This is a genomic window from Pseudomonas sp. GM30, from assembly GCF_000282275.2.
Classification (GTDB): Bacteria; Pseudomonadota; Gammaproteobacteria; order Pseudomonadales; family Pseudomonadaceae; genus Aquipseudomonas.
The window spans coordinates 222705-240769 of the sequence record NZ_AKJP02000028.1; the positions used below are offsets into that span (position 1 = coordinate 222705).

Annotated in this window: 18 protein-coding genes; 11 read left to right on the plus strand and 7 right to left on the minus strand. The window is 60.4% G+C overall.

Annotation, left to right across the window (positions count from 1 at the left end; genetic code table 11):
• Positions 1 to 61: 61 nt before the first annotated feature.
• The 5 genes from folM to PMI25_RS20780 all read left to right on the plus strand — a co-directional run bounded on the left by folM (position 62) and on the right by PMI25_RS20780 (position 2450).
• Complete coding sequence (gene folM / locus PMI25_RS20760; protein WP_007968044.1) at positions 62 to 772, plus strand: dihydromonapterin reductase; 711 nt, start codon at positions 62 to 64, stop codon at positions 770 to 772.
• A gap of 21 nt (positions 773 to 793) precedes the next feature.
• Positions 794 to 1354 carry a GTP cyclohydrolase I FolE gene (gene folE / locus PMI25_RS20765; protein ID WP_007968043.1) on the plus strand — a complete coding sequence of 187 codons (561 nt, stop codon included), beginning with the start codon at positions 794 to 796 and terminating at the stop codon, positions 1352 to 1354.
• Positions 1355 to 1726 carry a dihydroneopterin triphosphate 2'-epimerase gene (folX, locus tag PMI25_RS20770; RefSeq protein WP_007968040.1) on the plus strand — a complete coding sequence of 124 codons (372 nt, stop codon included), beginning with the start codon at positions 1355 to 1357 and terminating at the stop codon, positions 1724 to 1726.
• Between the two features lie 96 nt (positions 1727 to 1822).
• The gene (locus PMI25_RS20775; RefSeq protein WP_007968038.1) at positions 1823 to 2119 is read left to right on the plus strand and encodes a DUF1244 domain-containing protein; all 297 of its coding nucleotides are present in this window, start codon (positions 1823 to 1825) and stop codon (positions 2117 to 2119) included.
• Positions 2112 to 2450 carry a HopJ type III effector protein gene (locus PMI25_RS20780; RefSeq protein WP_007968037.1) on the plus strand — a complete coding sequence of 113 codons (339 nt, stop codon included), beginning with the start codon at positions 2112 to 2114 and terminating at the stop codon, positions 2448 to 2450. The genes PMI25_RS20775 and PMI25_RS20780 overlap by 8 nt, the downstream gene beginning before the upstream one ends.
• A gap of 179 nt (positions 2451 to 2629) precedes the next feature.
• Here PMI25_RS20780 and trxB read toward each other — a convergent pair whose 3' ends face one another.
• Complete coding sequence (trxB, locus tag PMI25_RS20785; protein ID WP_003221727.1) at positions 2630 to 3592, minus strand: thioredoxin-disulfide reductase; 963 nt, start codon at positions 3590 to 3592, stop codon at positions 2630 to 2632.
• Between the two features lie 311 nt (positions 3593 to 3903).
• On the opposite strand from trxB, the gene cysZ reads away from it, so the two are divergent.
• Positions 3904 to 4656 carry a sulfate transporter CysZ gene (gene cysZ, locus PMI25_RS20790; protein ID WP_007968036.1) on the plus strand — a complete coding sequence of 251 codons (753 nt, stop codon included), beginning with the start codon at positions 3904 to 3906 and terminating at the stop codon, positions 4654 to 4656.
• 54 nt (positions 4657 to 4710) lie between these two features.
• On the plus strand, positions 4711 to 5910 hold the full coding sequence (locus tag PMI25_RS20795) for a glycosyltransferase family 4 protein (RefSeq protein WP_007968035.1): 1200 nt from the start codon (positions 4711 to 4713) through the stop codon (positions 5908 to 5910).
• A 109-nt stretch (positions 5911 to 6019) separates the two neighbouring features.
• On the opposite strand, the gene PMI25_RS20800 is transcribed toward PMI25_RS20795, so the two are convergent.
• The 3 genes from PMI25_RS20800 to PMI25_RS20810 form a co-directional block, all read right to left on the minus strand.
• A complete protein-coding gene (locus PMI25_RS20800) occupies positions 6020 to 7123 on the minus strand; it encodes an NADH:flavin oxidoreductase (protein WP_007968034.1) in 1104 nt (367 codons plus the stop codon).
• A 140-nt stretch (positions 7124 to 7263) separates the two neighbouring features.
• Positions 7264 to 7746 carry a glutathione peroxidase gene (locus PMI25_RS20805; protein WP_007968033.1) on the minus strand — a complete coding sequence of 161 codons (483 nt, stop codon included), beginning with the start codon at positions 7744 to 7746 and terminating at the stop codon, positions 7264 to 7266.
• Between the two features lie 122 nt (positions 7747 to 7868).
• Positions 7869 to 8354, minus strand: a complete 486-nt coding sequence (locus PMI25_RS20810) for an FKBP-type peptidyl-prolyl cis-trans isomerase (protein ID WP_007968032.1) — start codon at positions 8352 to 8354, stop codon at positions 7869 to 7871.
• Between PMI25_RS20810 and PMI25_RS20815 the strand changes: the two genes are divergently transcribed.
• Genes PMI25_RS20815 through PMI25_RS20825 form a run of 3 tightly spaced genes read left to right on the plus strand, consistent with a single transcriptional unit; the run spans position 8323 to position 11715 of the window.
• Complete coding sequence (locus PMI25_RS20815; protein WP_045122156.1) at positions 8323 to 8649, plus strand: DUF3565 domain-containing protein; 327 nt, start codon at positions 8323 to 8325, stop codon at positions 8647 to 8649. The genes PMI25_RS20810 and PMI25_RS20815 overlap by 32 nt on opposite strands.
• A 60-nt stretch (positions 8650 to 8709) precedes the next feature.
• Positions 8710 to 10809: a phosphate acetyltransferase gene (pta, locus tag PMI25_RS20820; protein WP_007968031.1), complete on the plus strand. Its 2100-nt coding sequence runs from the start codon at positions 8710 to 8712 to the stop codon at positions 10807 to 10809.
• Complete coding sequence (locus tag PMI25_RS20825) at positions 10810 to 11715, plus strand: acyltransferase (RefSeq protein ID WP_007968030.1); 906 nt, start codon at positions 10810 to 10812, stop codon at positions 11713 to 11715.
• A 1148-nt stretch (positions 11716 to 12863) separates the two neighbouring features.
• Here PMI25_RS20825 and cysN read toward each other — a convergent pair.
• From cysN to PMI25_RS20840, 3 genes are all read right to left on the minus strand, one after another.
• A complete protein-coding gene (gene cysN, locus PMI25_RS20830) occupies positions 12864 to 14762 on the minus strand; it encodes a sulfate adenylyltransferase subunit CysN (protein WP_007967230.1) in 1899 nt (632 codons plus the stop codon).
• Positions 14763 to 14771: 9 nt separating this feature from the next.
• Positions 14772 to 15689: a sulfate adenylyltransferase subunit CysD gene (cysD, locus tag PMI25_RS20835; protein ID WP_003221715.1), complete on the minus strand. Its 918-nt coding sequence runs from the start codon at positions 15687 to 15689 to the stop codon at positions 14772 to 14774.
• A 249-nt stretch (positions 15690 to 15938) separates the two neighbouring features.
• Entirely contained in the window at positions 15939 to 16697 is a 759-nt protein-coding gene (locus PMI25_RS20840) for a Nif3-like dinuclear metal center hexameric protein (protein ID WP_003221714.1), read from the minus strand.
• A gap of 103 nt (positions 16698 to 16800) precedes the next feature.
• Between PMI25_RS20840 and algW the strand changes: the two genes are divergently transcribed.
• The gene (gene algW, locus PMI25_RS20845) at positions 16801 to 17955 is read left to right on the plus strand and encodes a Do family serine endopeptidase AlgW (RefSeq protein ID WP_007967229.1); all 1155 of its coding nucleotides are present in this window, start codon (positions 16801 to 16803) and stop codon (positions 17953 to 17955) included.
• Positions 17956 to 18065: the final 110 nt, after the last annotated feature.

Below are 18065 nucleotides of genomic sequence, written 5' to 3' on the forward strand. Positions count from 1 at the left end.
GATAGGTGCATGGCTCATGTCGCTGTTATAGTTTTTGCTCCAGCCGCGACCCGAGCCGTACATGACCAATTCCTCCGCCCCGATCCTCATCACCGGTGCCGGCCAGCGTGTCGGTCTGCATTGCGCGCAGCGTTTGCTTGAGGACGGCCATCAGGTCATCTTCACCTACCGCAGCGAACGTCCCGGCGTGCAAGCCCTGCGGGATCTAGGCGCGATCGGGGTGTTCGCGGACTTCTCCAGTGAAGCCGCCATCCTCGTCTTCATCGAAGAACTGAAAACCCATACTGACAGCCTGCGCGCCATCGTCCACAACGCCTCCGAATGGCTGGCGGAAACCCCGGGCAACGAAGCCGAAGCCTTCTCGCGCATGCTCAACGTGCACATGCTCGCGCCGTATCTGATCAACCTGCACTGCGCCGACCTGCTCAAGCGCTCGACGCCGGCCGACATCATCCACATCAGCGACGACGTCACGCGCAAGGGCAGCAGCAAGCACATCGGTTATTGCGCCAGCAAGGCCGGGCTCGACAGCCTGACCCTGTCGTTCGCCGCGCGTTATGCACCGGCGATCAAGGTCAACGGCATCGCGCCGGCCCTGCTATTGTTCAATCCCGACGACGACGCGGCGTACCGTGCCAAGGCGCTGGCCAAATCCGCGCTGGGCATCGAGCCCGGCAGCGAAGTGATCTACCAGAGCCTGCGCTATCTGCTCGACAACCCCTATGTCACCGGCACGACCCTGACCGTCAATGGCGGACGGCACGTCAAATAAGCTGCTGCGCGAGGATCTCCCATGAGCCGTACCCTGCCCGAGAATTACCGCGAGATCCTCATCGGCCTCGGTGAAGACCCCGACCGCGAAGGCCTGCTCGACACCCCGGTGCGCGCGGCCAAGGCCATGCAATACCTGTGTCACGGCTATGAACAGAGTGTGGATCAGATCGTCAATGGCGCGCTGTTTGCCTCTGACAGCGACGAGATGATCATCGTCGCCGATATCGAGTTGTACTCGTTGTGCGAACATCACCTGCTGCCCTTCATCGGCAAGGCCCATGTGGCTTATATTCCGACAGGCAAGGTGCTGGGGCTGTCGAAGATCGCGCGGTTGGTGGACATGTTCGCCCGGCGCCTGCAGATTCAGGAAAACCTCACCCGGCAGATTGCCGATGCGGTGCAACAGGTCACCGATGCCGCCGGCGTCGCGGTGGTCATCGAAGCCCGGCACATGTGCATGATGATGCGCGGTGTCGAGAAACAGAATTCGACCATGAACACCTCGGTCATGCTCGGCGCCTTTCGCGACTCGAGCAACACCCGTCAGGAGTTCCTGCAATTGATTGGACGGAGCAAGTAAATGTCACAACTTCAACCGGGAATGGCGCGCATCCGGGTCAAGGATCTGCGCCTGCGCACCTTTATCGGGATCAACGAGGACGAGATCCTCAACAAGCAGGATGTGCTGATCAATCTCACAATCCTGTACGCAGCGCAGGAAGCGGTGCGCGACAACGACATCGATCACGCGCTGAACTACCGCACCATCACCAAGGCGATCATCGCCCACGTCGAGGGCAACCGGTTTGCGCTGCTCGAACGCCTGACTCAGGAATTGCTGGATCTGGTGATGACCCATGCCGCGGTGCTGTACGCCGAAGTCGAAGTCGACAAGCCGCATGCGCTGCGGTTTGCCGAATCGGTGTCAATTACGCTTGCAGCGAGCCGCTAGCTTCAAGCTTCAAGCGGCACGCTGTAAACTTCGCATCAACGCCACCCATCTTGCAGCTTGAAGCTCGTCGCTTGAAGCTGTCTCGCAGAGACTCCCATGACCGAGCAACAACGCCTCGAACTCGAAGCCGCCGCCTTCCGCCGGCTGGTCGCCCACCTGGACAGCCGCAAGGACGTACAGAACATCGATCTGATGAACCTCGCCGGGTTCTGCCGCAACTGCCTGTCCAAGTGGTACAAGGCCGCCGCCGATGACCGTCAGATCGAGGTCAGCCTCGACGACGCGCGCGAAGTGGTTTACGGCATGCCGTACGCAGAGTGGAAAGCCCAATACCAGCAAGAAGCCAGCGCCGAACAACAGGCGGCGTTCGCCAAAGGAAAACCCAATGAGTGATCTGAACACCCTGCGCGCCAGCCTCAAGAGCGGCGAACACGTTTTTGCCGACACCCTGGCCTTCATCGCCGCCGGTTACGACTACCAGCCTCAGGCGTTCAACAACGGTGGTGTGGAAAACGCCGCCGGGCAGAATGAAGGTTCGTGCAAGACCTTGGGTCTGGCACTGCTGGAAGGTCTGAGCGATGAAGAAGCGCTGCTGGCATTCGGCGAGCATTACCGTTCGGTGCTGGCAACGCCTGAAGGCAGCGACCACGGCAATATCCGCGCGCTGATCAAGCACGAGCTGGCCGGTGTGAAGTTCGAAGCACAGCCGCTGACCCGCCGCTGATTCAACACCGCCCACCCTGTAGGAGTGAGCCTGCTCGCGATAGCGATCTTGCATTCAACACATGAGTTAACTGATAAATCGCTATCGCGAGCAGGCTCACTCCTACAATGAAATGGCGTTGTGACAGAAACTGTGGGCACAAAAAAACCGGCCGAAGCCGGTTTTTTTGTGTCTGCGATTTAGAACGAAGCGTTCTGCAGACCGTCCAGGTAACGCTCGGTGTCCAGTGCCGCCATGCAGCCGGCGCCGGCCGAGGTGATGGCCTGACGGTAAACGTGGTCGGCCACGTCACCGGCAGCGAAGATACCTTCGACGCTGGTCGCAGTGGCGTTGCCGTCACGACCGCCCTGCACCACCAGATAACCGTCTTTGAGGGTCAACTGGCCTTCGAACAGCGACGTGTTCGGGGTGTGGCCGATGGCGATGAACACGCCGTCGACCTTGATTTCGTCGAAGCTGCCGTCGTTGTTCTTCAGGCGCGCGCCGGTCACGCCCATGTTGTCGCCCAGCACTTCGTCGAGGTTGGCGTTCAACTTCAGAATGATCTTGCCTTCGGCCACGCGGGCATTGAGCTTGTCGATCAGGATCTTCTCGGCGCGGAAGGTTTCGCGACGGTGGATCAGGGTCACGGTGCTTGCGATGTTGGCCAGGTACAGTGCTTCTTCAACCGCGGTGTTGCCGCCACCGACCACAGCCACTGGCTTGTTGCGGTAGAAGAAACCGTCGCAGGTCGCGCAGGCCGAAACGCCTTTGCCCATGAACGCTTCTTCCGACGGCAAGCCCAGGTAGCGAGCGCTGGCACCGGTGGCGATGATCAGCGCGTCGCAGGTGTAAGTCGCGCTGTCGCCGGTCAGGGTGTATGGCTTGGCGGCGAAGTCCACGGCATTGATGTGATCGAAAACGATCTCGGTTTCAAAACGCTCGGCGTGCTCGCGCATCCGCTCCATCAGCGCCGGGCCGGTCAGGCCGTGTACGTCGCCCGGCCAGTTGTCGACTTCGGTGGTGGTGGTCAGTTGACCGCCAGCCTGCATGCCGGTGATCAGCAGTGGCTTGAGGTTGGCACGGGCGGCGTAGACCGCAGCGCTGTAACCGGCAGGGCCGGAACCGAGAATAATCACTCGCGAATGACGGACTTCAGACATGACCTGCTCCTGTTGACCGGGCCGAAAGACTGGCGCGGAACGCCGGACTGCCGGCGGGAATAAAAAAGGACTGTGGATAACCTTGGGGAAGGCATGAGCTCGACAGTCCTGTAAAAAGTTGGGTGCAGCGTATCGAGGGGGGCAAGATTAAGGAAATACGGAATAACAATCCAGCTCATAGGTGGTCTCTATACGCAGACTCCGACCAGATCGACGTCTTTGTTACAGTGAATGTCGATCGCTCTGCCGCGCTATCGCACCTGTTGCAAAGTCGGTAAGGTCGGCGCGTTTTCCCTTGCTCGGAGCACCTTATGCCCGCCCCTGTTCTGTCCGGCCCGCAATACCTGCGCGAAGGCCTCAAACTGGTTCTCAGCCCTGGCCTGCGCCTGTTCGTGCTGCTGCCGCTGGCGATCAACCTGGTGCTGTTCGTCGGATTGATCTATCTGGCCGGCCACCAGTTCAGCCTGTGGGTCGACAGCCTGATGCCGTCGCTGCCCGACTGGCTGAGTTTCCTCAGCTACATTCTCTGGCCGCTGTTCGTGGTGCTGGTGGCGTTGATGGTGTTTTTCACCTTCACCATGCTCGCCAACGTCATCGCCGCACCGTTCAACGGCTTCCTCGCGGAAAAAGTCGAAGTGGTGGTACGCGGCACCGATGATTTCCCGGCCTTCAGCTGGGGCGAACTGATTGCGATGATCCCGCGCACCCTCGCCCGGGAAATGCGCAAACTCGGCTACTTTCTGCCCCGCGCGATCGGCCTGTTCATCCTCTCGTTCATCCCGGTGGTGAACATCGTCGCCGCGCCGCTGTGGCTGCTGTTCGGCGTGTGGATGATGGCGATCCAGTACATCGACTACCCGGCAGACAACCACAAACTGGGCTGGAACGAGATGCTCGCCTGGCTGCGCCAGAAGCGCTGGCAGAGCATGAGTTTTGGCGGCATCGTCTATCTGGCGCTGCTGATTCCGGTGGTCAATATCCTGATGATGCCGGCCGCGGTGGCCGGGGCGACGTTATTCTGGGTGCGTGAGCGCGGGGCGGAGAACCTCGTCACGCAGCGCTAGGTCGCTCCCAAACAGCCAGTCACAAATCCATCATCCGAACGTCACAGACACGACATGGCCTCAGTCGACACTGAGGTCATGACGACAGCTCTGCATATCACCCTGATCAGCGAAACCTTCCCACCGGAAATCAACGGGGTGGCCAATACCCTTGGCCGCCTGTGCGATGGCTTGCGCGCGCGTGGGCATCAGGTGGAACTGGTGCGGCCGCGCCAGGCCGGCGATCCGCAGCGCGTCGAGGACGATGCCTTGCTGTTGTGCCGGGGCTGGCCGTTGCCGGGTTATCCCGGACTGCAATGGGGTCAGTCGTCGATGCACAAGCTGCTGCGGCGCTGGAAGCGTCATCGCCCGGATGTGCTGTACATCGCCACTGAAGGGCCGCTCGGTTTGTCGGCATTGCGCGCGGCGCGGCGATTGGGGATCTCGGTGGTCAGCGGCTTTCACACCAATTTCCAGCAATACACCAACCAGTACGGGCTGAGTTTGCTGACGCGCTTGCTGACCCATTATCTGCGCTGGTTTCACAATCGCTCGGCGATGACCCTTGTGCCCAGTGTCAGCCAGCGTCTGGAACTGGAGCGCAGGCATTTCGACCGTCTCGCCCTGCTCTCCCGAGGCGTGGACAGCCAGTTATTCCACCCGGCCAAGCGATTGAACGGACTGCGTGAGCAATGGGGCCTGAGTGAGCAGGACATCGCGGTGATTCACGTAGGACGTCTGGCACCGGAGAAAAATCTGGGGCTGCTCAAGCGATGCTTCGACAAACTCTGCCGGACTTATCCACAGCGCAACCTGAAGCTGATCGTGGTGGGCGACGGGCCGCAACGTGTGGCGCTGGAAAAGGAGCTGCCCGAGGCGATCTTCTGTGGTTCACAGCGTGGCGAAGCACTGGCGGCGCACTATGCGTCCGGCGATATTTTTCTGTTTCCGAGCATGACCGAAACCTTCGGCAACGTGGTGCTTGAGGCATTGGCCTGCGGCTTGGGAGTGGTGGCGTACGATCAGGCTGCAGCGGCGCAGCACATTCGCCACGGCTACAACGGCGTGCTGGCGATGCCGGGTGATGAAGAAGCGTTCTGCGATGCCGCGGCGTGGTTATTGGAAGAGGATGAGCGCTTGCGCTGTGTGCGTCTGAATGCGCGGCAGCATGCCAGTCGCCAGGGCTGGGCGGCGATCATCGAGCAGTTTGAAAAGCATTTGCGTGGGGCGTGTGTGCGGGAGCAGGTGTTGCCGGATGCGCAGACATTGCCTTAGATCATCGTCGACTCTGACGCCCTCTTCGCGAGCAAGCTCGCTCCACATTTGGAATATATTTCAAAATGTGGAGCGAGCTTGCTCGCGAAGAGGGCGTTAAAGGCGAAGTTTAAACCAGCGTCATCAACGCCTCACGGCTGAACGGCAGAATGTCCTGCTCACGCCCTTCACGCACTTTCAGCGCCCAGTCCGGATCCACCAGCAGCGCACGGCCCACCGCCACCAGATCGAACTCGTCGTTGTTCAGACGCTCCAGCAGTTTCTCCAGGCTCGCCGGTTGCGCGACCTTGTCGGTGTTGACCATGAACTGCAGGAACTCGCCGTCCAGACCGACGCTGCCCACGGTGATGGTCGGTTTGCCGGTCAGCTTGCGGGTCCAGCCGGCCAGGTTCAGCTCGGAACCGTCGAACTCAGGCTCCCAGAAACGTCGCGTCGAGCAGTGGAAAATATCCACACCGGCATCGGCCAGCGGCTTGAGGAATTCGCCCAGCGCTTCCGGGGTCTGCACCAGACGTGCGGTGTAATCCTGCTGCTTCCACTGCGAGAAACGGAAGATGATCGGAAAGCCTTCACCGACTGCCGCACGCACCGCTTGAATCAGCTCGATGGCGAAGCGCGAACGGTTGGCCAGGCTGCCGCCGTATTCGTCGGTACGCTGGTTGCTGCCTTCCCAGAAGAACTGGTCGATCAGGTATCCGTGGGCACCGTGAATTTCCACGCCGTCCATGCCGATGCTTTTGGCATCTTTGGCCGCCTGGGCGAACGCGGCGATCACGTCCTGAATGTCCTGTTTGGTCATGCCGTGCACCACGACCTGACCATCCTTGAGTTTTTCCGTCGGACCGTAAGCCGGCACGCTGGCGTCCGGTTCAGTGCCGATGCGGCGCACGCTGCCGACATGCCACAGTTGCGGAACAATCTTGCCGCCCTCGGCATGCACCGCGTCGACGACTTTTTTCCAGCCAGCCAGTGGCGCTTCACCGAAAAACTGCGGCACGTTCGGGTAACCGTTGGAAGCCTTGTGACCGACCGTGGTGCCTTCGGTGATGATCAGGCCGACACCGGCCGCAGCACGGCGACGGTAGTACTCGATCACTTTGGAATTGGGTACGCCACCCGGGGAAAACGAGCGGGTCATCGGCGCCATGACCACGCGGGTCGGCAGTTCGAGGGCACCGAGGTGGAACGGTTTGAACAGGGCTTGCACCGGCATGGGAAGGCTCCACAGGGAATGACTTTATGACGGCGATAATATGAACAGTCAACGCCCTTGAACAGCACTATTGATTTGAATGATTAAGGGTCAAAAGTCAGGCAAAAAAATCGCAGCTCAATGGCTGCGATTTTTGTGTTTCAGCCCAGCGCTTTTTCAATCGCGTGGACAATGGTCGGATCATCCGGCGGCGTGCGTGGCGAGAATCGCGCCAGCACCCGGCCGTCCTTGCCGAGCAGAAACTTCTCGAAATTCCAGGTGATGTCACCGGGAAATTCCGCGCCCTCTCCCGCCAGCAAGCGATAGAGCTGATGGCGATCATGACCGTTGACTTCAAGCTTGCTCGACAACGGGAACGTCACGCCGTAGTTGAGGCTGCAGAACTCTTGAATTTCCTTCTCGGAGCCTGGTTCCTGGCCGGCAAACTGGTTGCACGGCAGGCCCAGCACACTGAAGCCCTTGCCCTTGAATTGCTGGTAGAGGTTTTCCAGTGCCGCGTACTGTGGGGTCAAGCCGCATTTGGAGGCGACGTTGACCACCAGCACGACTTGGCCCTTGAAAGGCGCCAGCGGTAGCTCCTGACCATCCAGGGCTGTCAACTTAAGGTCGTGAAAAGCACTCATGACGGACTCCAGATTCCCGTGTTCTACTCGAAACAGCCACTTGGCGAGAGCGCCAAGGACAGCCGCGGACTAAAAAGGCGCCCGCAGGCGCCTCTCCAGTACTCGAAGCTTAGCGCAGAAAATCAGTGGTGATGGCCACCTTCGCCATGGACGTGGCCATGAGCGACTTCTTCCTGGCTGGCGTCACGGATAGCAACGACCTTCACTTTGAAGTTCAGGCGCTGACCGGCCAGTGGGTGGTTACCGTCGACGGTGACGTCGTCGCCGTCCAGGTCACGGATGGTCACGATCTGCATCTGGCCGTCCGGCGCCGAAGCGTGGAACTGCATGCCGACTTCCAGCTCGTCAACGCCTTCGAACATGCTGCGGCTCAGGGTGCTGACCAGTTCAGCAGCGTATTCGCCGTAAGCGTCTTCCGGCTCAACGGACACTTCCAGCTCGTCACCGACAGCTTTGCCTTCCAGAGCTTTTTCCAGGCCCGGGATGATGTTGCCTGCGCCTTGCAGGTAGACCAGCGGAGCGCCGCCGGCGGAGCTGTCGATGACCTCACCAGCGTCGTTGGTCAGGGTATAGTCGATGGAGACAGCCTTATTGGCGGCGATCAGCATGGGGCGAGACCTTTTGCAGAAGAATATAGAAAGGCCAAGTTTAGCGAAGCAATCGCGCGAAAGCGAACACAACCCGGACAAACGGGATTCGACGATCACCGGCTTCCATCAGGATGAAGACGGTCACTGGGTGGCCGAGCTTTCCTGTGGCCACACCCAGCACCTGCGTCACCAGCCGCCGTGGCAATCGCGGGCCTGGGTTCTTGATCCGGCGCAACGTATTGAAAAAATAGGCCAACCCTTTGCCTGCGGTTGGTGCGCACAAGGCTCGGTTAGCGATAACCTTGGCGACTGAATTGCGGTAGGCGGTCACGTATAGATCGCCACCATTGCCATGCACCCTTAGAGAATACGCATGCAAACTTTTTTTATCGCGCCCACCGATTTTGGCGTGGGTCTGACCTCCATCAGCCTCGGGCTGGTGCGCACCCTGGAGCGGGCCGGACTGAAAGTCGGCTTCTTCAAACCGATTGCCCAACCGCATCCGGGCGATACCGGCCCTGAGCGTTCCACCGAACTGGTGGCGCGCACCCACGGCCTGAAACCGCCGCAGCCACTGGGCCTGGCCCACGTCGAGCGGATGCTCGGCGACGGCCAGCTCGATGAGTTGCTTGAAGAAATCATCGCCCTTTATCAGCAAGCCGCCATCGGTAAAGACGTGCTGGTGGTCGAAGGCATGGTGCCGACCCGCAGCGCCAGCTACGCCGCACGGGTCAATCTGCACCTGGCGAAAAGCCTGGATGCCGAGGTGATTCTGGTCTCGGCGCCAGAAAACGAAGTGCTCGCCGAACTCTCCGGCCGCGTCGAATTGCAGGCGCAGCTGTTCGGCGGCCCGAAAGACCCGAAAGTCCTCGGCGTGATCCTCAACAAGGTCAAGACCGACGAGAGCATGGACGCTTTCGCCACACGTCTGAAGGAGCATTCGCCGCTGTTGCGCAGCGGTGATTTCCGCCTGCTCGGCTGCATTCCGTTCCAGCCCGAACTCAACGCACCGCGCACCCGTGACGTCGCCGACCTGATGGGCGCGCAGGTGCTCAACGCCGGCGACTATGAAACCCGGCGCATGACCAAAATCATCATCTGCGCGCGCACCATGCGCAACACCGTGGAGCTGCTCAAGCCCGGCGTGCTGGTGGTGACCCCTGGCGACCGCGACGACATCATTCTCGCCGTCAGCCTCGCGGCGTTGAACGGCGTGCCGCTGGCCGGGCTGTTGCTGACCAGCGACACCCTGCCCGATCCACGCATCATGGATTTGTGCCGAGGCGCGTTGCAGGCCGGTCTGCCGGTGCTGTCGGTGAGCACAGGTTCCTACGACACCGCTAATCTGCTCAATGGCCTGAACAAGGAAATCCCCATCGATGACCGCGAGCGTGCGGAGATCATCACCGATTTCGTCGCCAGCCATCTCGACGCCAAATGGCTGCATCAACGCTGCGGCACCCCGCGGGAAATGCGCCTGTCGCCAGCGGTATTCCGTTATCAACTGATCCAGCGCGCGCAGTCGGCGAACAAACGCATCGTCCTGCCAGAGGGCAGCGAGCCGCTCACCGTGCAAGCGGCGGCGATCTGTCAGGAGCGCGGCATCGCCCGTTGTGTGTTGCTGGCCAAACCCGAAGACGTCGAAGCGGTAGCCCGCGCTCAGGGCATCGAGTTGCCGCCGGGACTGGAGATCCTCGATCCGGACCTGATCCGCGAGCGCTATATCGAGCCGATGGTCGCCCTGCGCAAGAGCAAGAGCCTCAACGCGCCGATGGCCGAACAGCAACTGGAAGACACCGTGGTGATCGGCACCATGATGCTCGCGCTGGATGAGGTCGATGGCCTGGTCTCGGGCGTGATCAACACCACCGCCAACACCATCCGCCCGGCGCTGCAACTGATCAAGACCGCACCAGGCTGCACGCTGGTGTCGTCGGTGTTTTTCATGCTGTTCCCCGAAGAAGTGCTGGTCTACGGCGACTGCGTGATGAACCCGCACCCGAGCGCCGTCGAACTGGCGGAGATCGCCCTGCAGAGCGCCGATTCCGCAGCGGCATTCGGCATCACCCCGCGCGTGGCGATGATCAGTTACTCCAGCGGCGAATCGGCCAGCGGTGAAGAAGTCGAGAAAGTCCGCGAAGCCACCCTGCTCGCCCACGAGCAACAGCATTCGCTGCTGATCGACGGCCCGCTGCAATACGACGCCGCTGCCAACGCAGACGTCGCCCGGCAACTGGCGCCGAACAGCCAGGTGGCCGGTCGCGCCACGGTGTTCGTGTTCCCCGACCTGAACACCGGCAACACCACTCACAAAGCCGTGCAACGCAGCGCCGACTGCGTCAGCCTCGGCCCGATGCTGCAAGGCCTGCGCAAACCGGTGAACGATTTGCCGCGCGGCGCGCAGGTCGACGACATCGTCTACACCATCGCCCTGACTGCGATTCAAGCCGCCAACCGACCTATGGATGTGTAAATGCTGGACTTCCTGCCCGCCCCGATTCGCGGTGTCATCGCCGCGCTGCTGTTGGCGCTCAATACGATTCTGCTATGCTCGTTCCTGTTCTGCGTGGCGCTGATCAAAGTGCTGCCGTTCGACCTCGCCCGCCGCGCCTCACTGTGGCTGATGAGCCACACCCACGAAGCCTGGATCAGCAACAACAAAGCCTGGATGAACCTGGTGCGCCGCACCCGCTGGCACATCAGCGGCCTGCAAGGTCTGGACTACCAGCACTCGTACCTGATCACCAGCAACCACCAGAGCTGGGTCGACATTCTGGTGCTGCAATACGTGCTGAATCGGCGCATCCAGCCGCTGAAATTCTTCCTCAAGCAGGAGCTGATCTGGGTTCCGGTGATCGGTCTGGCGTGGTGGGCGCTGGGCTTTCCGTTCATGAAGCGTTACTCCAAGGCATACCTGGAAAAGCACCCGGAGAAGAAAGGCAAGGACCTGGAAACCACACGCAAGACCTGCGCAAAGTTTCGCGATAACCCGGTGGGCATTTTCAACTTCGTCGAAGGCACACGCTTCACCGAAGGCAAGCACGCGCAGCAGCAGTCGCCGTTCAAATACCTGCTCAAACCCAAGGCGGGTGGTATCGCCTTCGTGCTCGATGCGATGGGTGAGCAACTGGAGTCGATCGTCAACGTGACCATCCACTATCCGGGCGGGCGTCCGGGTTTCTGGGATCTGCTGTGCGGCAACGTGCGTGACGTGGTGGTGCACTTTGAAGAGCTGCAGATCCCGCCAGCGTTCATTGGCAAGAACTACGACCAGGACGGCGAATATCGCCTGCAATTCCAGGGCTGGATCAACCAGCTGTGGCAGGACAAGGATGCGCTGCTGGAACAGATGCACCGCGAATTCGCAGACAAACGCTAATCCCCTGTAGGAGTGAGCCTGCTCGCGATAGCGGTGGAACAGCCACTCCAATGTTGAATGACACACCGCTATCGCGAGCAGGCTCACTCCTACAGTTGGATTGGGTGTGTTCAGTTGGAGATTGGTCGACTCGCAGGCCGCCTTCGCGAGCAAGCTCGCTCCCACAGTTTGAACCCGGCGTATTCAGGTAGAGATTGGTCGGCTGTCAGGCCGCCTTCGCGAGCAAGCTCGCTCCCACAGTTTGAACCCGGTGTATTCAGGTAGAGATTGGTCGGCTGTCAGGCCGCCTTCGCGAGCAAGCTCGCTCCCACAGTTTGAACCCGGTGTATTCAGGTAGAGATTGGTCGGCTGTCAGGCCGCCATCGCGAGCAAGCTCGCTCCCACAGTTTGAACCCGGTGTATTCAGGTAGAGATTGGTCGGCTGTCAGGCCGCCTTCGCGAGCAAGCTCGCTCCCACAGTTTGAACCCGGTGTATTCAGGTAGAGATTGGTCGGCTGTCAGGCCGCCTTCGCGAGCAAGCCCGCTCCCACAGTTTGGACCCGGTGTATTCAGGTAGAGATTGGTCGGCTGTCAGGCCGCCTTCGCGATCAAGCTCGCTCCCACAGTTTGAACCCGGTGTATTCAGGTAGAGATTGGTCGGCTGTCAGGCCGCCATCGCTGGCAAGCCAGCTCCCACAGGAAAAACTAAAGCCAGGCGCACGCTTTTCACCACTCAAATGGCCGAGTGTCAGCTCGCCGAAAGCTCTTGATCTTGATCCACGGGCGACGTCGGAAGGCTGAGTGGAGGGATTGATCCGGGGGTGGGAGCGCAGCGACCGTTTGGCGAAGCCAAACACAGCGAGAGGAGGTGCAGCGAAGCAAACCGTAGGCGCTGCCCCCGGATCAATCCCGCAGCGAAGGAACCCCGAGCTTTAGCGAGCGGGCCGAACGCAGGAGCAAGCCTTTTTGGTTACTTTTTCGGCGTCTGGAAAAAGTGACCCGCCGTAAGGGCGGAACCATAATCAGCCGTTACCGCAGCAACGGCTATGTACTCAATCAACAAGAGCATGCTCGGCCCAAAGGCCGCCACCGCCAAAAACCAAATGACCCACAATAAAAAAGCCCGCCGATGATCACTCATCCGCGGGCCTTTCATTTCCAGCTAACGCTTAAATCGCGCCACGCTTGCGCAGCAGATCCAACACCTGCTTGACGCTCTCTTCCAACGACAGCGACTGCGTGTCGATCACCAGATCAGCATTCAGCGGCACGTCATACGGGAACGACTCACCCGGAATATTATCGCCACCCGCAGCATACAAGCCCTGCGGATCACGCTCAGCGCACACTGCCGGCGAGGCCTGCACGTACACGGTCAGCAGACGCTCCTTGCCGATCAGATCCTTGGCTTGCTCACGACCTTCAGCACTCGGCGCCACAAACGCCGCCAGGGTCAACAGACCGGCCTCGTTGAACTGACGCGCCACATGCGCCGCACGCCGCCAGTTCTCGGTACGCCCGGCACGATCCTGCGGCAGGCCTTTGTTCAGATCCTGACGCAGATTCTGACCGTCGAGCACAAACACCGCACGGCCCATGTCGAACAGCTTGCGCTCGACTGCATAGGCCAGCGTGCTCTTGCCCGCGCCCGACAGGCCGCTGAACAACACGGTGGCTGGCTGCTGACCGAAGCGCTGGGCACGCTCCTCAGTGGCAACATGAGCCAGTTTGCCGTGGTGCGAGGCAGTCCCATGAGCCACTGGCTGAGCGACGATCATGCCGGCGCCGACGGTGCCATTGGTCAAACGATCGATAACGATGAACGCGCCGGTGGTGCGGTTGCTGTCGTAACCGTCGAGGGCGATCGGCGCGTCGAGCGCGATCTTCACCTTGCCGATTTCGTTGAGCTGCAACGCGCTCGCCGGGCCTTCTTCAAGGGTGTTGACGTCAACCTTGTTGACGATGCTGGCAATCGAGCCCGGCACGTAACTGGTGGCGCGTTTGATGTCGTATTTCTTGCCCGGCAGCATCGGCTCTTCGGCCATCCACACCAGCATCGCTTCGAAGCTGTCGGTGACTGGCGGCACGTTGTCGGCATGCACCAGCAAGTCGCCGCGAGAAATGTCGATCTCGTCTTCCATGGTCAGCGTCACCGCCTGACCCGGGCCTGCGTGCTCCAGTTCACCTTCGAAGGTGACGATGGATTTGACGCGGCTGCTCTTGCCGGATGGCAGAACCACGACTTCGTCGCCCTTGTGCACGATGCCGCTGGCCAGCGTGCCGGCGAAACCACGGAAGTTCAGGTTCGGACGGTTGACGTACTGCACCGGGAAACGCAGATCGGTGAAGTTGCGGTCGCCCGCCACTTCCACGGTCTCGAGAATCTCCATCAGCGACTGGCCTTTGTACCAAGGCGAGCGCTCGGACTTGTTCACCACGTTGTCGCCCTTGAGCGCCGACATCGGCACGAAGTGCATGCTGGTCGGCTTCATCTTCAAGCCTTCGGCGAACTTCAGGTAGTCGGCCTTGATCGACTCGAACACGCCTTCATCGAAGTCTTTGAGGTCCATCTTGTTGATGGCGACAACGATGTGCTTGATACCCAGCAAGGAGGCGATGAAGCTGTGGCGACGGGTCTGGGTCTGCACGCCGTAACGCGCATCGACCAGGATGATCGCCAGGTCACAGGTGGACGCACCGGTGGCCATGTTGCGGGTGTACTGCTCATGGCCGGGGGTGTCGGCGATGATGAATTTGCGTTTGGCGGTGGAGAAATAGCGGTAGGCGACATCGATGGTGATGCCCTGCTCACGCTCGGCCTGCAGGCCGTCAACCAGCAACGCCAAGTCGATGTCGTCACCGGTGGTGCCGACTTTCTTCGAATCGCGGGTAATGGCTTCCAGATGATCTTCGTAGATCATCTTGGAGTCGTGCAGCAGGCGCCCGATCAGGGTGCTCTTGCCGTCATCGACGTTACCGCAGGTCAAAAAGCGCAGCAGCTCTTTACGTTCGTGCTGGCCCAGGTAGGCGAGGATGTCCTCGCTGATCAAATCAGAAACATGCGACATGACAACCCCTTAGAAATAACCCTGACGTTTCTTGTCTTCCATCGAGCCTGCGCCATCGTGGTCGATGACCCGGCCCTGGCGCTCGGAAGTTCGCGTCAGGAGCATTTCCTGAATGATGTCCGTCAGCGTCTCGGCTTCGGACTCCACCGCGCCCGTCAACGGGTAGCAGCCAAGGGTACGGAAACGCACTTTCTTTTTGACGATGCGTGCCTTGTCCTCGTCGGACAGGTGTTCGAGGATACGGTCGTCGTCGATCATGATCAGCGTGCCGTTCTTCTCGATCACTTCACGCTCGGCGGCGAAGTACAGCGGCACGATCGGGATGCCTTCGAGGTAGATGTACTGCCAGATGTCCAGCTCGGTCCAGTTCGACAACGGGAACACACGGATGGATTCGCCCTTGTTGACCTTGCCGTTGTAGACGTTCCACAGCTCCGGACGCTGGTTCTTCGGATCCCAGCGATGCTTGCTGTCGCGGAACGAGTACACGCGCTCTTTGGCGCGGGATTTCTCTTCATCGCGACGGGCACCGCCGAACGCGGCGTCGAAACCATGCTTGTCGAGCGCCTGCTTGAGGCCCTCGGTCTTCATGATGTCGGTGTGCTTGGCACTGCCGTGGGTGAACGGGTTGATGTTCTGCGCCACGCCATCGGGGTTGATGTGGGTGATCAGGTCCAGGCCCAGCTCTTCGACCATCTTGTCGCGGAACTTGTACATCTCCTGGAATTTCCAGCGAGTGTCGACGTGCATCACCGGAAACGGCAGTTTGCCCGGGAAGAACGCCTTGCGTGCCAGATGCAGCATCACGGCGGAGTCTTTACCGATGGAGTACAGCATCACCGGGTTGTCGAACTCGGCGGCCACCTCGCGGATGATGTGGATGCTTTCCGCCTCCAGCTGTTTCAGATGCGTCAGTTTGTCGACCATGGCTACTCACGAAAGCTTTCTTATGAACGGCCAGCGGGCCGTGTTCGAGCGGGGAATCCTAGCACAGCGACCTCTTCTAATCAGGACGCCTACTAGATCGAAAGGGCATATCAATATGCCCACCCGTTTGGGCGCCCAACCCGTGAGGAGTGAGCCTGCTCGCGATAGCGGTGTATCAGTCACCGCTATATTGAATGTGACAAAGCTATCGCGAGCAGGCTCACTCCTACAGAGGAAATGCGGTGGATTTCAGATCGGGTTCGGGCAGTCGATGAAGATGTGTTCAAGGGCGAAACGTTTTGCCAGGTAGTCGCCCAGTGCCTGCACGCCATAGCGCTCGGTGGCGTGGTGACCGGCGGCGATGAAGCTGATGTCGTTTTCCCGCGCGCTGTGGAAGGTCTGCTCGGAGGCTTCACCGCTGAGGAACAGATCAACACCCGCCGCCACGCCCTGATCGATATAACCCTGCCCGCCGCCAGTGCACCAGCCGACCCGACGAATCATCGCACTGCCTTCGACCAGCAGCGGCTCGCGGCCCATGACCTCTTGGACCTTGCGCGCGAAATCACGCGGGGTCATCGGCTCATTCAACGAGCCAACCAGTCCGACAATTTTCAGGTTGTCCGGATCCAGTGGCCCTTCAACGGTAATGTCCAGCTGACGCGCCAGCTGCACGTTATTGCCGACTTCCGGGTGCAGATCCAGCGGCAAGTGATAGGCGAGCAGACTGATGTCGTGCTTGAGCAAGGTTTTCAGGCGACGCTGCTTCATGCCGGTGATGCACGGGTTCTCGCCCTTCCAGAAATAGCCGTGATGCACCAGCACCAGATCGGCCTCGGCTTCGACTGCGGCATCGAGCAAGGCCTGACTGGCGGTGACGCCACTGACGATGCGCATCACTTGAGGACGGCCTTCGACCTGCAGGCCGTTGGGGCAATAATCGGCGATTTTTGCACTGCCGAGGTAACGGTCGGCTTCTTCGACGAGGGTGCTGAGGGCGACGGCCATGAAAGACTCCTAAATATCCCGTTCAGAGGCGCGCGCGGCCTCGTATAATGCGCGACATTATCGGCGGTCTGCCCCCGCCTGCAACTTTTCCAGGACGTGCTTAATGCTCAAGGCGCTGCGTTTTTTTGGCTGGCCGCTGTTGGCCGGTGTGCTTATCGCTCTGTTGATTATTCAGCGTTACCCGCAGTGGGTCGGGCTGCCGAGCCTCGACGTCAACCTGCAACAGGCCCCGCAAACCACCAGCGTGCAGCAGGGGCCGGTGTCCTATGCCGACGCGGTGACCATCGCCGCACCGTCAGTGGTCAACCTTTACACCACCAAGGTCATCAACAAACCGGCGCACCCGCTGTTTGAAGACCCGCAGTTCCGGCGCTTCTTCGGTGACAACTCGCCGAAGCAGAAACGCATGGAATCGAGCCTCGGTTCCGGGGTGATCATGAGCCCGGAAGGCTACATTCTGACCAATAACCACGTGACCACCGGCGCCGACCAGATCGTGGTCGCACTCAAGGACGGTCGCGAAACCCTCGCCCGCGTCATCGGCAGCGACCCGGAAACCGACCTCGCGGTGCTGAAGATCGATCTGAAAAGTCTCCCGGCGATCACCGTCGGCCGCTCCGACAGCATCCGCATCGGCGACGTCGCACTGGCCATCGGCAACCCGTTCGGCGTCGGCCAGACCGTGACCATGGGCATCATCAGCGCCACTGGGCGCAACCAGTTGGGCCTGAACAACTACGAAGACTTCATCCAGACCGACGCGGCGATCAACCCGGGCAACTCCGGCGGCGCACTGGTCGATGCCAACGGCAACCTCACCGGGATCAACACCGCGATCTTCTCCAAGTCCGGCGGCTCGCAGGGCATCGGTTTTGCGATCCCGGTGAAACTGGCGATGGAGGTGATGAAGTCGATCATCGAGCACGGTCAGGTGATTCGTGGCTGGCTGGGTATTGAAGTACAGCCGCTGACACAGGAACTGGCCGAGTCGTTTGGCCTGTCCGGACGTCCGGGAATTGTCGTTGCAGGGATCTTCCGCGATGGCCCGGCACAGAAGGCCGGCCTGCAGTTGGGTGACGTGATTCTGAGTATCGACGGCGAACCGGCCGGTGATGGCCGCAAGTCAATGAACCAGGTGGCGCGGATCAAACCGACCGACAAGGTCACGATTCAGGTGATGCGCAACGGCAAGGAGATCAAGCTGACCGCTGAAATCGGCCTGCGTCCACCGCCGGCGCCGGTCAAAGAAGAAGAGTAAGCAACTGCCAAAAACACTGTGGGAGCGAGCTTGCTCGCGAAGAGGCCGTCACATTCAACATCGATGTTGAATGACCAACCGCTTTCGCGAGCAAGCTCGCTCCCACAGGT